This is a genomic window from Streptomyces sp. NPDC006510 (assembly GCF_040611955.1).
GTDB lineage: Bacteria > Actinomycetota > Actinomycetes > Streptomycetales > Streptomycetaceae > Streptomyces.
This window is the reverse complement of record NZ_JBEXPH010000213.1, coordinates 1-13,363: the sequence shown is the minus strand read 5'-3', so window position 1 is coordinate 13,363 and position 13,363 is coordinate 1. Positions and strand designations below refer to the sequence as shown.

11 protein-coding genes and 1 pseudogene are annotated in these 13,363 nt (G+C 71.2%); 6 read left to right on the top strand and 6 right to left on the bottom strand.

Features of this window, described 5'->3' with window-relative positions; all coding sequences use genetic code 11:
• Window positions 1-157 precede the first annotated feature (157 nt).
• From ABZY11_RS37585 to ABZY11_RS37575, 3 genes are all read left to right on the top strand, one after another.
• Window positions 158-1,771, top strand: coding sequence for an iron ABC transporter permease (locus ABZY11_RS37585; protein ID WP_356483466.1), 1,614 nt, complete (start codon window positions 158-160; stop codon window positions 1,769-1,771).
• A gap of 2 nt (window positions 1,772-1,773) precedes the next feature.
• A complete protein-coding gene (locus tag ABZY11_RS37580) occupies window positions 1,774-2,799 on the top strand; it encodes an ABC transporter ATP-binding protein (protein ID WP_356483464.1) in 1,026 nt (341 codons plus the stop codon).
• Window positions 2,800-3,041: 242 nt separating this feature from the next.
• On the top strand, window positions 3,042-3,494 hold the full coding sequence (locus ABZY11_RS37575; protein WP_356483463.1) for an SRPBCC domain-containing protein: 453 nt from the start codon (window positions 3,042-3,044) through the stop codon (window positions 3,492-3,494).
• A 7-nt stretch (window positions 3,495-3,501) separates the two neighbouring features.
• Here ABZY11_RS37575 and ABZY11_RS37570 read toward each other — a convergent pair.
• From ABZY11_RS37570 to ABZY11_RS37550, 5 genes and pseudogenes are all read right to left on the bottom strand, one after another.
• Window positions 3,502-4,583: pseudogene (locus ABZY11_RS37570) on the bottom strand (Rossmann fold nucleotide-binding protein).
• 97 nt (window positions 4,584-4,680) lie between these two features.
• A complete protein-coding gene (locus ABZY11_RS37565; RefSeq protein ID WP_356483462.1) occupies window positions 4,681-5,865 on the bottom strand; it encodes a hypothetical protein in 1,185 nt (394 codons plus the stop codon).
• Window positions 5,847-6,584, bottom strand: coding sequence for an ATP-binding cassette domain-containing protein (locus ABZY11_RS37560; RefSeq protein ID WP_356483461.1), 738 nt, complete (start codon window positions 6,582-6,584; stop codon window positions 5,847-5,849). Before ABZY11_RS37560 ends, ABZY11_RS37565 begins: the two co-directional genes overlap by 19 nt.
• 334 nt (window positions 6,585-6,918) lie before the next feature.
• Window positions 6,919-8,298: an aspartate aminotransferase family protein gene (locus ABZY11_RS37555; protein ID WP_072487209.1), complete on the bottom strand. Its 1,380-nt coding sequence runs from the start codon at window positions 8,296-8,298 to the stop codon at window positions 6,919-6,921.
• Window positions 8,283-8,774, bottom strand: a complete 492-nt coding sequence (locus ABZY11_RS37550; RefSeq protein WP_176729251.1) for an Lrp/AsnC family transcriptional regulator — start codon at window positions 8,772-8,774, stop codon at window positions 8,283-8,285. The genes ABZY11_RS37555 and ABZY11_RS37550 overlap by 16 nt, the downstream gene beginning before the upstream one ends.
• Window positions 8,775-8,952: 178 nt before the next feature.
• Here ABZY11_RS37550 and ABZY11_RS37545 point away from each other — a divergent pair, with 178 nt between their 5' ends.
• The 3 genes from ABZY11_RS37545 to ABZY11_RS37535 all read left to right on the top strand — a co-directional run bounded on the left by ABZY11_RS37545 (window position 8,953) and on the right by ABZY11_RS37535 (window position 12,344).
• Complete coding sequence (locus ABZY11_RS37545; protein WP_356483460.1) at window positions 8,953-10,392, top strand: gamma-aminobutyraldehyde dehydrogenase; 1,440 nt, start codon at window positions 8,953-8,955, stop codon at window positions 10,390-10,392.
• 189 nt (window positions 10,393-10,581) lie between these two features.
• Window positions 10,582-11,745, top strand: coding sequence for an extracellular solute-binding protein (locus ABZY11_RS37540; RefSeq protein WP_356483465.1), 1,164 nt, complete (start codon window positions 10,582-10,584; stop codon window positions 11,743-11,745).
• A 53-nt stretch (window positions 11,746-11,798) separates the two neighbouring features.
• Complete coding sequence (locus ABZY11_RS37535) at window positions 11,799-12,344, top strand: hypothetical protein (protein ID WP_356483459.1); 546 nt, start codon at window positions 11,799-11,801, stop codon at window positions 12,342-12,344.
• Window position 12,345: 1 nt separating this feature from the next.
• Here the strand turns inward: ABZY11_RS37535 and ABZY11_RS37530 are convergent.
• The coding region (locus tag ABZY11_RS37530; RefSeq protein ID WP_356483458.1) for a serine hydrolase domain-containing protein at window positions 12,346-13,363 on the bottom strand (1,018 nt) is incomplete at its 5' end.

Genomic DNA, 13,363 nt, shown 5'->3' with positions numbered 1-13,363 from the left:
CCACCCCCACACCCCGCCCGGCCCCGCGCCCGCCCCCGCCCCGGCCCCGCCCCCACCCCCCCCCGGGGCGCCCGGCCGGCCCCCGCCCCCCCCCCCGCCCCACCCGGCTTCCGCTCGCGCGAGGGCCCGGCGCGGGAGCGCGGTGCGGCTCGGCCTGATGGCCGTGCCCGTCGCGTTCTTCGGGCTGTTCTTCGCCTACCCGGTCGCCGCGATCGTCGGCCGCGGCCTGAAGGCGGACGGCGTCTGGCAGTTCGGCCGGATCGGCGAGGTGCTGACCCGGCCGGACATCCGCGACGTCCTCTGGTTCACCAGCTGGCAGGCACTCGCCTCGACCGCTCTGACCCTGCTGATCGCGCTGCCCGGCGCCTATGTCTTCGCCCGCTTCGACTTCCCCGGCAAACAACTGCTGCGGGCGGTCGTCACGGTGCCGTTCGTCCTGCCGACCGTGGTCGTCGGGACGGCCTTCCTGGCGCTGCTGGGGCGGGGCGGATTTCTCGACGAGCTCTGGGGCGTACGGCTCGACACCACGGTCTGGGCGATTCTGCTCGCCCATGTCTTCTTCAACTACGCGGTGGTCGTACGGACGGTCGGCGGGCTGTGGTCCCAGCTCGACCCCCGGCAGGAGGAGGCCGCCAGGGTGCTGGGCGCGGGACGGTTCGCCGCCTGGCGGCGCGTCACCCTGCCGGCCCTCGCACCCGCCGTGGCCGCGGCCGCGTTGATGGTCTTTCTCTTCACCTTCACCTCCTTCGGGGTCGTGCAGATCCTCGGCGGTCCCGGTTACTCCACGCTGGAGGTGGAGATCTACCGGCAGACCGCGCAGCTGCTCGCCCTGCCGACGGCTGCCGTGCTGACGCTGGTGCAGTTCGCCGCGGTCGGCGCGATCCTCGCCGTGCACGCGTGGACCGTACGGCGCAGGGAGACCGCGCTGAAACTGGTCGACCCGGCACGGACCGCCCGCAGGCCGCGCGGCGCCGGGCAGTGGGCGCTGCTCGGCGGGGTGCTGCTGACCGTGCTGCTGCTGATCCTGCTGCCGCTCGGGGTACTGGTCGAGCGCTCCATGGCCACCGCCGGTGGCCACGGCTTCGACTTCTACCGTGCCCTGGGGTCCGTGGACGCGGGCGGCGGTACGTTCCTGGTCGCGCCGCTCGAAGCGATCTGGAACTCCTTGCAGTACGCGCTGGTCGCGACGGTCATCGCGCTGGTCATCGGCGGGCTCGCCGCCGCGGCGCTGACCCGGCGGGCCGGTCGGCTGGTGCGCGGTTTCGACGCACTGCTGATGCTGCCGCTCGGGGTGTCCGCGGTCACCGTCGGCTTCGGCTTCCTGATCACTCTGGACAGGCCGCCGCTGGATCTTCGGACTTCCTGGATCCTGGTGCCGCTCGCCCAGGCGCTGGTCGGTGTGCCCTTCGTCGTACGGACCATGCTGCCCGTCCTGCGCGCGGTGGACGGCCGGCTGAGGGAGGCGGCCGCGGTGCTCGGGGCGTCGCCGCTGCGGGCCTGGCGGGAGGTCGATCTGCCGCTGGTGCGGCGGGCGTTGCTGGTCGCGGCCGGTTTCGCGTTCGCCGTCTCGCTCGGTGAGTTCGGTGCGACGGTGTTCATCGCCCGGCCCGACCGTCCGACGCTGCCGGTCGCCGTGGCCCGGTTGCTGGGGCGGGCCGGGGAGCTCAACTACGGCCAGGCGATGGCCCTCAGCACCATCTTGATGGTGGTCTGCGCGGTCTCGCTGCTGCTGCTCGAACGTATCCGCACGGACCGGTCCGGGGAGTTCTAGAGATGCTGACACTGGAATCGGCCACGGTTCGCTTCGGCGAGCGGGCGGCGCTCGACGCGGTGGATCTGGAGGTCGCCGAGCACGAGATCGTGTGCGTGCTCGGGCCGAGCGGAAGCGGCAAGTCCACCCTGCTGCGGGTGGTCGCCGGGCTGCACCCGCCGGACGGCGGCCGGGTGCTGCTGGACGGCGCGGACCAGGCCGGGGTGCCGGTGCACCGGCGCGGTCTCGGCCTGATGTTCCAGGACCACCAGCTGTTCCCGCACCGGGACGTCGGCGCCAATGTCGCGTTCGGGCTGCGAATGCACGGGGTCTCGCGCCGCGACCAGGAGCGCAGGGTCGGCGAACTCCTCGACCTGGTGGGCCTGCCCGGCGCCGAACGGCGCGCCGTCGCCGCCCTGTCCGGCGGTGAGCAGCAGCGCGTCGCCCTCGCGCGGGCCCTCGCCCCGCGCCCCAAGCTGCTGATGCTGGACGAGCCGCTCGGCCAGCTCGACCGCGGTCTGCGGGAACGGCTCGTCGTCGAACTGCGCACGCTCTTCGGGCGGCTGGGCACGACGGTGCTCGCCGTCACCCACGACCAGGGCGAGGCGTTCGCCCTGGCCGACCGGGTGGTGGTGATGTCCGATGGGCGGATCGCCCAGGTGGGCACCCCGCTGGAGGTCTGGCAGCGGCCCGCCTCCGCCTTCGTCGCCCGGTTCCTCGGCTTCGACAACGTGGTCGGGGCGACGGTGACCGGCACCGTCGCCGACACGGTGTGGGGCAAGGTGCCGGTGCCCGAGGGCTCGCCGCAGGGGGTGTGCGATCTGCTGGTGCGTCCGGCCGGGGTCCGGATCGGCGCCCCGGACGAGGGACTGCGCTGTGTGGTCGGGACGCGTACGTTCCGGGGCAACCACGTCGCCGTGCGGCTGACGCCGGAGGGCGGTCCGGACCTGGAGGCGGAGTGCGCGCTGCGGGACGCCCCCGAGGAGGGTGCGACGGTCGGGGCCGGTTTCGACGCGGCGGAGACCGTGGTCCTGCCCGCCCGCCGCTGACCGGGCGCGGCCGCGTTCACCGGTCCGGACGAGCCGTCCGGGACCGTCTCCGGCCCTCACCTCGCGGCGGTGTCCGGGCGGACCGGAGACGGCCCCGGTCGCGGAAGCGGCCCATCGGCCGGAGGATTGCCGGATGCCCCGGAGTGCGGTACCGGCCGCCCCGGGGGACCCCTGGAACGTCTTCGCGGACGGCCCCGGGGCCGTGCAGCGGATCCGGAAGCACTCCGGGAAGGACAGGGACCATGACCGAGTCAGCACGCGAGGGCATCGACATCACCCGCGTCCTCGACGCCCCGCGGGAGCGGGTCTTCGAGGCCTGGACGACGCCCGAGCACTTCGCGGCCTGGTACGGCGGTGAGGCCGAGGTGCCGCTCGACCGGGTGTCGATGGACGTCAGGCCTGGCGGTGCCTGGAGCCTGGTCATCGTGGTGCCGGGCACCGAGATGCCGTTCCACGGCGTCTACCGGGAGGTGGTGGCCCCCGAGCGGCTGGTGTTCACCCTGAAGGACGCCTCCGCGCCCGCCGGTATCGAGGGCGAGATCGTCACCGCCACCTTCACCGACCGCGGCGACCGGACCACCGAGATGGTCTTCCAGCAGCGCGGCGGCAACCTCACCGCCGAGCAGTACGCGGCGGCCGAGGACGGCTGGGAGGCCTTCTTCGACGCGCTCGTGGTCCGGCTCGCGTCCTTCTGAGCCCGGCCTACGGTTTCGCCGACAACCGGGCGAGGGCCTCGGGGGCCTCGTCCACCGTGTCCACGAGCGCGATCCGGGGCTCCATCGTCCGGCCGGCGGCCAGCGCCCGCAGCAGCGGCCAGGCGGGCAGCGTACGCGTCCAGTGGGCTCGGCCGACCAGCACCATCGGGGTCGGCCCGCCGAGGGAGCCGTAGTAGTTCGGCGTCGTGCTGTCGAAGATCTCCTGTACGGTGCCGGCCGCGCCGGGCAGGAAGATCACGCCCGCCGCGGAGCGGGTGAGCAGTCCGTCCTCGCGCAGCGCGTTGGCGAAGTACTTGGCGATGTGGTCCGCGAACGGGTTCGGCGGCTCGTGCCCGTAGAACCAGGTCGGGATCGAGACGGAACCGCCGCCGCCCGGCCGGCGCCGGCGTACGTCGAAGGCGGCCAGCGCCCAGTCGGTGACCGACGGGGTGAACGAGGGGGCCGCGGCCAGTAGCGCGCAGGCCTCGTCCAGTGCGGGGTCGGGGTGCGGCGACGTGTACGCCCCGAGGTTCGCGGCCTCCATCGCGGCGGGCCCGCCGCCGGTGATCACCGTCAGACCGTCCCGGGCCAGGGTCCGTCCCAGCCGGGCCGCGGCCGCGTACGGGGCGCTGCCCCGGGCCGCCGTGTGGCCGCCCATCACCCCGACCACGCGGGCGCCGGTGAGGAACTCGTCCAGCGCGTCGGAGACCGCGTCGTCGTGGAGCGCCCGAAGCATCGACGCGAGGGTGTCGCCGTTCGCCCGCGTCTGCCGGAACCAGCGGTACGCGCGGGCGTCGGGCGTCGCCGCGTACCCGCCGTCCGACAGAGCTTCGTAGAGCGCGTCGGGGAGTGGAGCAGACCGCGGTACGGATCGAAGGGAAGCCCGGGTACCGGCGGGAAGACGAACGCGCCGTCGGCCCGCACCTTCGCCGCCGTCCCCGGCTCCATCCGGCAGCCGAGGAAGACGGCGCCGGCCGTGTCGGCGGCCGGCAGGGCGGCGCCCCGGTCGGTCAGGTCGACCGACTGCACCCGGTGTCCGGCCAGGGTCCCCGAGGCGACCGCCTCGTCGAATTCGGCGAGCGACTCGATCTCGGGGCCGGGCGGGGGACCGCTGTGTCGTCCGGATTGTCCACGCTGTCATGCTACGTAGCCGCCGGGTGCGGGGCGTGGCCCGCGGCGCGCGTCCTCAGACCGTCAGCGGCAGTGCGGCCAGCTCCGCGATCAGCCAGGTCAGCGGGGCGAAGACGATCAGCAGTGCGGCGGCGCGCAGGGCCGTCGCGGCCCGCAGTGCCGATGCCGGGGCGCCGAGCCGCAGCAGCGCCTGCGCCGTCTGCTCGCGGGCCTGCCTCGCCTCCAGCGCCGAGGTCAGCAGTGTCGCCGTCGTGCAGCCGAGCACGAGCACCGCGCCCAGTACCGTCAGCGGGCCGAGCGGGCGGGTGTCCGTCCCGTACAGCGCGTAGGCGGCGACCGCCGCGGCGAGCACCGCGCAGACCACGCCGAGCGGCCGGCCGATCCGGCGCGACTCGTCCATCAGCACCCGGCCCGCCAGCAGACGTACGGCGCCGGGGCGCGCCGCCTGCAGCAGCCGCCCGCACAGATGGGCCAGTGCCGGGCCCGCCACTGCCAGCCCGACCGCCGTCAGCGTCCACCCCGCCAGCACCCCGGCCGGGGTCGCGTCGAGCCTGCCGGGCAGCGGGAGCAGGCTGTGACCGTCGCCCCGGCTCATGTACGCCTCGACGGCGAGGCCGGTCGCGGTCAGCGCCACGCCCCACGGCAGCCCGGTGGGAGGCGCCGCCGGACCGGGTGCCTCCGGCTCCGTCAGGACATCCGATGAGGTGCCGTCCGGGGCCGCCGTCGAGACCGGCTCGGCGCGCAGCGCGAGCGCGCTCGCCGTTGCCGCGGCCACCGGGACCAGGGCCAGCAGCACGAGCGCGGCGGCGAGCGGCAGCGGGGCGTCGGCGTCGAGCAGCCCGGCCGCCGCGCCGTCGAACGGCAGCCCGGACAGATCGCCGCGCAGATGCAGGAAGAACAGCAGCGCCAGTATCGACCCGAGGGTGCAGGAGACGGCGGTGGAGATCGCGGCGAGCACCGCGAGCCGGACCGGCCCGAGGCCCACGGCGGACAGCCCGGAGCGCGGCCGGGTGCTCGGGTCCGTACGTGCCACCGCGACCGCGAACTGCACGGTGGAGGCGAGCGGCACGAAGCACCACAGCAGGCGCAGCACGGCCCCGGTGGAGTGCGCCGGGTGCGCCGAGGCGTAGCTCAGGGTGCACAGCAGCAGGAAGCCGACGCCGGCGGAGGCGGCGGCGACCAGCAGCCGCCGCAGCAGGACCAGCGGATGGGAACCCCGGGCTAGACGGAGAGCGAGCACGCCGCGCGGCCTTCCGTATCGGATACGGCGGGCAGGGCGACGGTGGCGACGCGACGGCCGTCCAGCAGCGGGACCGTACGGTCGGCGAGGGCGGCGATCTCCGCGTCGTGGGTGGCGAGCACGATCGTGATGCCGTGCGAACGGGCCGCGCTGGTGAGGGTGCGCAGCACATGCGTCCGGTCGTTCCGGTGCAGGGTCGCGGTCGGCTCGTCGGCGAAGATCACCGTGGGGGCGGCGGCCAGGGCGCGGGCCACGGCGATCCGCTGGCGCTGCCCCTGGAGCAGGGTGTGCGGTCGCTGCCCGGCGCATGCGCCGATGTCGAGCCGTTCCAGCCACTCCAGGGCGGTCTTCTTCGCCCCCCGGTGCGAGGCGCCGCGCAGCAGCAGCGGAAGCGCCGTGTTCTCCCAGGTGTTCAGCTCGGGCACCAGCTGAGGCTCGGGGGCGATCCAGCCGAACCTGTCGCGGCGCAGCCGTTCGCGCAGCCGGGGGCCCATGGTGTGGACGGGGACGCTGTTGAACCACACCTCGCCCTGGTCGGGCACCAGTTGGCCGGACAGGCAGTGCAGCAGTGTCGTCTTGCCGCAGCCCCGGGGGCCGGTCACGGCGAGGATCTCTCCGTCGCGGACACCCAGGGAGACGCCGCCGAGCGCGGGCGAGCCGTTGTGGGAGTGGTGCAGGGAACGCGCCCAGATCACGTCGTTGTCCGGCGGGGCCTCCATGGCGTACACCTCGGTTCAGATCGTAATTCCCGTCCCCCGTACGGGGGAACGAAGAGAGGGCCGATCGGTCACTCGGCACCGTAGGGATTCGAACCGCGGTGTGCGCACAGCACACGGCCCGGGTGCGCCCCTTCCCACTCGAATGGGCGCATCCGGGCCGTGTGGACCGTATGAGGATGACGGCTGGAAGCCGGTCAAGCAGTGGTCAAGCGATGGTCAAGCCGAGAAGCCTGTCCGACGGGCCGGGGCCGCGGGAGCCCCTGACCCGCCGGCCGGCCAGCCGGGCGGCCGGCCGGAGGCCGATCCGTGGTCGGCCGTCCGGTCGCGGTGCCGGTCAGAGCTTGGTCCACGCCTCCGTGAGGACGGTGCGCAGGATGCCCTCGATCTCGTCGAACGTCGACTGGTCGGAGACCAGCGGCGGCGCGAGCTGGACGACCGGGTCGCCGCGGTCGTCGGCCCGGCAGTACAGGCCGTTGTCGTACAGCGCCTTGGAGAGGAAGCCGTACAGGACGCGCTCGGTCTCCTCGTCGGTGAAGGTCTCCTTGGTGGCCTTGTCCTTCACCAGCTCGATGCCGTAGAAGAAGCCGTTGCCGCGGACGTCGCCGACGATCGGCAGGTCGAGCAGCTTCTGCAGCGTCGTGAAGAAGGCGTTCTCGTTGTCCAGGACGTGCTGGTTGAGGCCCTCGCGCTCGAAGATGTCGAGGTTGGCGAGGCCGACCGCCGCGGAGACCGGGTGGCCACCGAAGGTGTAGCCGTGCAGGAAGGTGTTGTCACCCTCGTAGAACGGCGCGGCGATACGGTCCGAGACGATGCAGGCACCGATCGGGGAGTAGCCCGAGGTCATGCCCTTGGCGCAGGTGATCATGTCCGGCACGTAGCCGAACTTGTCGCAGGCGAACATCGTGCCGAGGCGGCCGAAGGCGCAGATGACCTCGTCGGAGACGAGCAGCACGTCGTACTTGTCGCAGATCTCGCGGACGCGCTGGAAGTATCCGGGCGGCGGCGGGAAGCAGCCACCGGCGTTCTGTACCGGCTCCAGGAAGACCGCGGCGACGGTCTCCGGGCCCTCGAACAGGATCTCCTGCTCGATCTGGTCGGCGGCCCAGCGGCCGAAGGCCTCGGGGTCGTCGCCGTGGATCGGGGCGCGGTATATGTTGGTGTTCGGCACCTTGTGCGCGCCGGGGACCAGCGGCTCGAAGGGGGCCTTCAGGGCCGGCAGGCCGGTGATGGACAGGGCGCCCTGGGGGGTGCCGTGATAGGCGACCGCACGCGAGATGACCTTGTACTTGGTCGGCTTGCCCTGGAGCTTGAAGTACTGCTTGGCCAGCTTCCAGGCGGTCTCCACGGCCTCGCCGCCACCGGTGGTGAAGAAGACCTTGTTGAGGTCGCCCGGCGCGTAGTCGGCCAGGCGCTCGGCCAGCTCGACGGCCTTCGGGTGGGCGTAGGACCACACCGGGAAGAAGCCCAGCTCCTGGCCCTGCTTGTAGGCCGCCTCGGCGAGCTCGTGACGGCCGTGACCGGCGTTGACCACGAACAGGCCGGAGAGGCCGTCCAGGTAACGCTTGCCCTGGTCGTCGAAGATGTAGGTGCCCTCGCCACGCACGATGGTGGGAACGGGCGCGTTCTCGTAGTCCGACATGCGGGTGAAATGCATCCACAGGTGGTCGTACGCGGTTCGGCTGAGGTCCTTGCTCACGGCTATCGGGTTCCCCACATATAGGTCTGCTTCTTGAGCTTCAGGTACACAAAGCTCTCGGTGGAGCGCACGCCGGGGAGGGCCCGGATGCGTTTGTTGATCGTTTCCAGCAGGTGGTCGTCGTCCTCGCAGACGATCTCCACCATCAGGTCGAAGGAGCCCGCGGTCATCACCACGTACTCGCACTCGGCCATGGCCGACAGCGCTTCGGCGACGGGATCGAGGTCACCCTCGACATTGATGCCCACCATCGCCTGCCGCCGGAACCCCACGGTGAGGGGATCGGTGACGGCGACGATCTGCATCACGCCCTGATCGAGCAGCTTCTGGACGCGCTGTCGCACGGCCGCCTCGGAGAGGCCGACGGCCTTGCCGATCGCGGCGTACGGACGGCGTCCGTCCTCCTGGAGCTGCTCGATGATTGCGAGGGAGACGGCATCGACCGCTGGTGACGATCCGTTCCCGGTCCTGGAGTCTGCGCTGCGACTGGCCACGCATCCACTGTGCACCGGGACTCGTCTGTCTGGCAACCCCAGATCGATGAAATTCGTTGTTTGAAGGTCCAGATCTCACTGAATCCGAAGTTCACGGCGGTTGGCCATGTCGAAAGCGACACCTGAGCGACTACGCTGGGCATCTCATCCATTGGACGTGTCGACAGGAGGGGTGGTTGTGACCACCGAGGTGCGCCGTCTGCGCAACTACATCAACGGAGAGTTCCGGGACGCCGCTGACGGGCGGACCATCGATGTGGTCAACCCGGTGACGGAAGAGGTCTACGCGACCTCGCCGCTCTCCGGACAGGCCGATGTCGATGCCGCGATGGACGCCGCCGCGGCCGCTTTCCCTGCCTGGCGCGACGCCACGCCCGCCGAGCGCCAGAAGGCCCTGCTGAAGATCGCGGACGCCTTCGAGGAGCGCGCCGAGGACCTCATCGCCGCCGAGTCGGAGAACACCGGCAAGCCGCTCGAACTCACCCGCACCGAAGAGGTCCCGCCGATGGTGGACCAGATCCGGTTCTTCGCGGGTGCGGCGCGGCTGCTCGAAGGCCGCTCGGCCGGCGAGTACATGGAGGGCCTCACCTCCATCGTCCGGCGCGAGCCGGTCGGCGTCTGCGCGCAGGTCGCGCCGTGGAACTACCCGATGATGATGGCCGTCTGGAAGTTCGCCCCGGCGCTCGCCGCGGGCAACACCGTCGTCATCAAGCCGTCCGACACCACACCGGCGTCGACTGTGCTGATCGCCGAGATCATCGGCCAGATCCTGCCCAAGGGCGTCTTCAACGTCATCTGCGGCGACCGGGACACCGGCCGCGCGATGGTCGAGCACCCGACCCCGGCGATGGCCTCCATCACCGGCTCGGTACGAGCCGGTATGCAGGTCGCCGAGTCCGCCTCCAAGGACGTCAAGCGGGTCCACCTGGAGCTCGGCGGCAAGGCCCCGGTCGTCGTGTTCGAGGACAGCGACATCGCCAAGGCCGTCGAGGGCATCTCCGTCGCGGGCTACTTCAACGCCGGCCAGGACTGCACGGCCGCGACCCGCGTCCTGGTCCACGAGTCCATCCACGACGAGTTCGTCACCGCGCTCGCCAAGGCCGCCGCCGACACCAAGACGGGCGCGCCGGACGACGAGGACGTGCTCTACGGCCCGCTCAACAACGCCAACCAGCTGAAGCAGGTCAGCGGCTTCATCGAGCGGCTCCCCGCCCACGCCAAGGTCGAGGCGGGCGGCCACCGGGTCGGCGACAAGGGCTACTTCTACGCCCCGACCGTCGTCTCCGGCCTCAAGCAGGACGACGAGATCATCCAGAACGAGGTCTTCGGCCCGGTCATCACCGTCCAGAAGTTCACGGACGAGGCGCAGGCCGTGGAGTACGCCAACGGCGTCGAGTACGCCCTGGCCTCCTCCGTGTGGACCAAGGACCACGCCCGCGCCATGCGGATGTCCAAGAACCTCGACTTCGGCTGTGTGTGGATCAACACCCACATTCCGCTCGTCGCCGAGATGCCGCACGGCGGGTTCAAGAAGTCCGGCTACGGCAAGGACCTCTCCGCGTACGGCTTCGAGGACTACACCCGTATCAAGCACGTCATGACCTCGCTAGACGGCTGATACTCCGTCAGCAGGCAGGTCACGGCCCCGGGCGCGCGCCCGGGGCCGTGACCGTTCCCCGGCATCGATCCGTTCCCCGGCATCGACAGGGTGTGCGGACGGAGCGTGTGCCGCTGGACGGTTGGTCCATTGCCCGCACCGTCGGCCGACCGGCATCCTGCGCAGGTGCGAGCAACCCCGAAGAACTCCATGTCCCGCCGGTCCCTGCTGCGCGCCTTCGGAGCCACGGCGGCCGGTGTCACGCTGGCCGGCTGCGGAGTGCCCGCCGCCTATGTGGAGCCCGGCGACCGCGCCGGACGCGACACCTCGGCGAGCGACCACACCCTGCACTTCGCCAACTGGCCCCTGTACATCGACACCGACGACGAGAACGAGTCGAAGCGGCCCACCCTCGACGCGTTCGGCAGGCGGACCGGGGTCTCCGTCACGTACACCGAGGAGATCAACGACAACGACGAGTTCTTCGGGAAGATCAGCCCGGCGCTGATGAACCACCAGGAGACCGGCCGGGACCTGATCGTCATCAGCGACTGGATGTCGGCCCGGTTCGTACGGCTTGGCTGGGTACAGGAGATGGACCGGGCGAAGCAGCCGAACGTCGCCAAGTACCTGGATCCGCAGCTGCGTTCGCCCGCCTTCGACAAGGGCCGGATGCACAGCGTCCCCTGGCAGTCCGGGATCACCGGCATCGCGTACAACCGCAAGAAGCTCGGCCGGGAGATCAAGCACCTGAGCGATCTGTGGGCGGACGACCTACGCGGCAAGGTGACGCTGATGTCCGGGCTCGACGAGTCCATGGCCCTGCTGATGCAAGGCAATGGCGTCGACATCACCCGTTGGCAGCGGGATGACTTCTACCAGGTGTGCGACCAGGTCGAGAAGCTGGTGAAGAAGAGGCACATCCGCCGCTTCACCGGCAACGACTACATCAAGGACCTGTCGACCGGCGATGTGCTCGCCTGCCAGGCCTACTCCGGCGACGTCATCCAGCTCCAGGCCGACAACCCGGAGATCGAGTTCGTGGTCCCCGAGGAGGGGGCCGAGCTCTGGTCGGAATCGCTCATGATCCCCAACCTCGCGCGCCACAAGCGCAACGCGGAACGGCTCATCGACTACTACTACGAGCCGGAGGTCGCCGCCGAGCTGGCGACCTGGGTCAACTACGTCTGCCCCGTTCCGGCCGCCCGCGACGTGCTGGCCTCCGCCAAGGACAAGGAGACCGCCGCACTCGCAGAGGACCCGCTGATCTTCCCCGACGACGCGATGCGCAAGCGGCTCGCGATCGCCCGCGACATCACGTCCGAGGAGCGCACCGACTTCGCGAAGAAGTGGAACGCCATCGTCGGCCTCTGAGCCGTACCAGGGGTGGCGTAAAGGGCCGGTAAACGCGGGCGTACGCTGCGGACATGAGCGAGCGAAGAGCCTTGCTGAGGCGCATACGCGTGTGGTTGGCCGTCTTTATCGTCTGTCTGGTCCTGAGCGGGCTGACCGCCTTTCCGCTCGTCCATGAACTCCACTGGGCCGAGGATCTGTTGAGGTCCTCGGCCTCTCCCGTGCCGGAGCACTTCCCGTCGCTGATGGAGTGGATCACCAAGGTCCGTACCGGCCTCGACGAGGCCGACGCGAAGTACCCCTTCGTGCTGTACGGCACCGACTGGCTGGCCTTCGCGCATCTCGTCATCGCGGTCGCCTTCTACGGCCCCTACCGCGACCCGGTTCGCAACATCTGGGTCATCGAATTCGGCATGATCGCCTGCGCCGGGATCATCCCGCTCGCGCTGATCTGCGGGCCCGTCCGAGGCATTCCCTTCTGGTGGTCCGTCATCGACATGTCGTTCGGCGTCTTCGGGGTGATCCCGCTGCTCGTCGTGCGCCGCATGATCAAGCGACTGGAGGCCCTGGAGCGGACACCGCGGCCGGAGCCCGCACCGACGACCGCTCCGGCGGTCTGAGTCACCCGGCCGACGGGGTGCCGAAGGCGGCCACCACTATGTTCATCGCCGTGGGATTCATGCCTTCTCCCTTCGCGTCCGTCGCGTTGACGCTGTAGACGAGGGTCCGGGAGAGATCACGGGTGGCCGCGACGGCCGTGTTGTAGCCCCAGCGGCCACCCGTCTTGCCCCAGACCTCGCGGCCGCCCAGCCTCATCACCGAGAGCCCCGCGCTGTACGAGGCGGGACCGCCCGTGCCGTACTCGCGGACCGCCGCGCCGGGCAGCGTGAACATCTCCTGGAGCAGCGGTCCGCGCACCACCTGCCCGCTGAACAGCGCCCGGGTGAAACGCTCCAGATCGGCGGTCGTCGAGATCAGGTCCCCCGCCGCCCAGGCGTCCGTCACCCCCCACACCGTCACATCGCGCAGCTCGCCGGCCGTGCCGAAGTGCTGGTAGCCGTGGTTGTGCGGGCCGCGGATCGTCGGGTCGGCGCCGGGGTAGAAGGTCTCCTTCAGGTGCAGGGGCTCCAGGATGCGGCGGGAGACCTGCGAGGCGTACGTGTCACTTGTGACCCTCTCGATCAGCAGGCCTGCCACGGTGTAGCCGATGTTGCCGTAGTGCTGCTGGGTGCCGGGCGTGAAGTCCGGCCGGTGCGAGGTGGCTTCGCGTACGGTCTCCGCCGCGTCGTGCAGATCGAAGCGGTGCGCGTACCACTCCTCCAGGGTGCCGCCGCCCGAGCCGGCGGACGGGATGCCGCTCGTATGGTTCAGCAACTGGCGCACCGTGACCTTCCCGTACGCCGCCGGGATCAGCTCCGGCAGATAGTGCCGGGCCGGACGGTCCAGGCCGAGCCTGCCCTCCCCGGCCAGCTGGAGCACGACGGCCGCCGTGAAGACCTTGGTGACCGAACCGGCCCGGAAGCGCCCGTCCGGGTCCGCCGGACGCCCGGAGACCAGGTCGTGGACGCCGGCGCTGCCCCGCCAACTGCCCCCGGTGCCCGCGACCCGCACCAGCGCGGCCGTGGCGTCGTCCTTCGTG

Bases quoted from the DNA above. Each gene is read 5' to 3' on its own strand.
- ABZY11_RS37585 (WP_356483466.1), top strand. From the start codon at position 158: ATGGCCGTGCCCGTCGCGTTCTTCGGGCTGTTCTTCGCCTACCCGGTC.
- ABZY11_RS37580 (WP_356483464.1), top strand. From the start codon at position 1,774: ATGCTGACACTGGAATCGGCCACGGTTCGCTTCGGCGAGCGGGCGGCG.
- ABZY11_RS37575 (WP_356483463.1), top strand. From the start codon at position 3,042: ATGACCGAGTCAGCACGCGAGGGCATCGACATCACCCGCGTCCTCGAC.
- ABZY11_RS37560 (WP_356483461.1), bottom strand. From the start codon at position 6,584: ATGGAGGCCCCGCCGGACAACGACGTGATCTGGGCGCGTTCCCTGCAC.
- ABZY11_RS37540 (WP_356483465.1), top strand. From the start codon at position 10,582: ATGTCCCGCCGGTCCCTGCTGCGCGCCTTCGGAGCCACGGCGGCCGGT.
- ABZY11_RS37535 (WP_356483459.1), top strand. From the start codon at position 11,799: ATGAGCGAGCGAAGAGCCTTGCTGAGGCGCATACGCGTGTGGTTGGCC.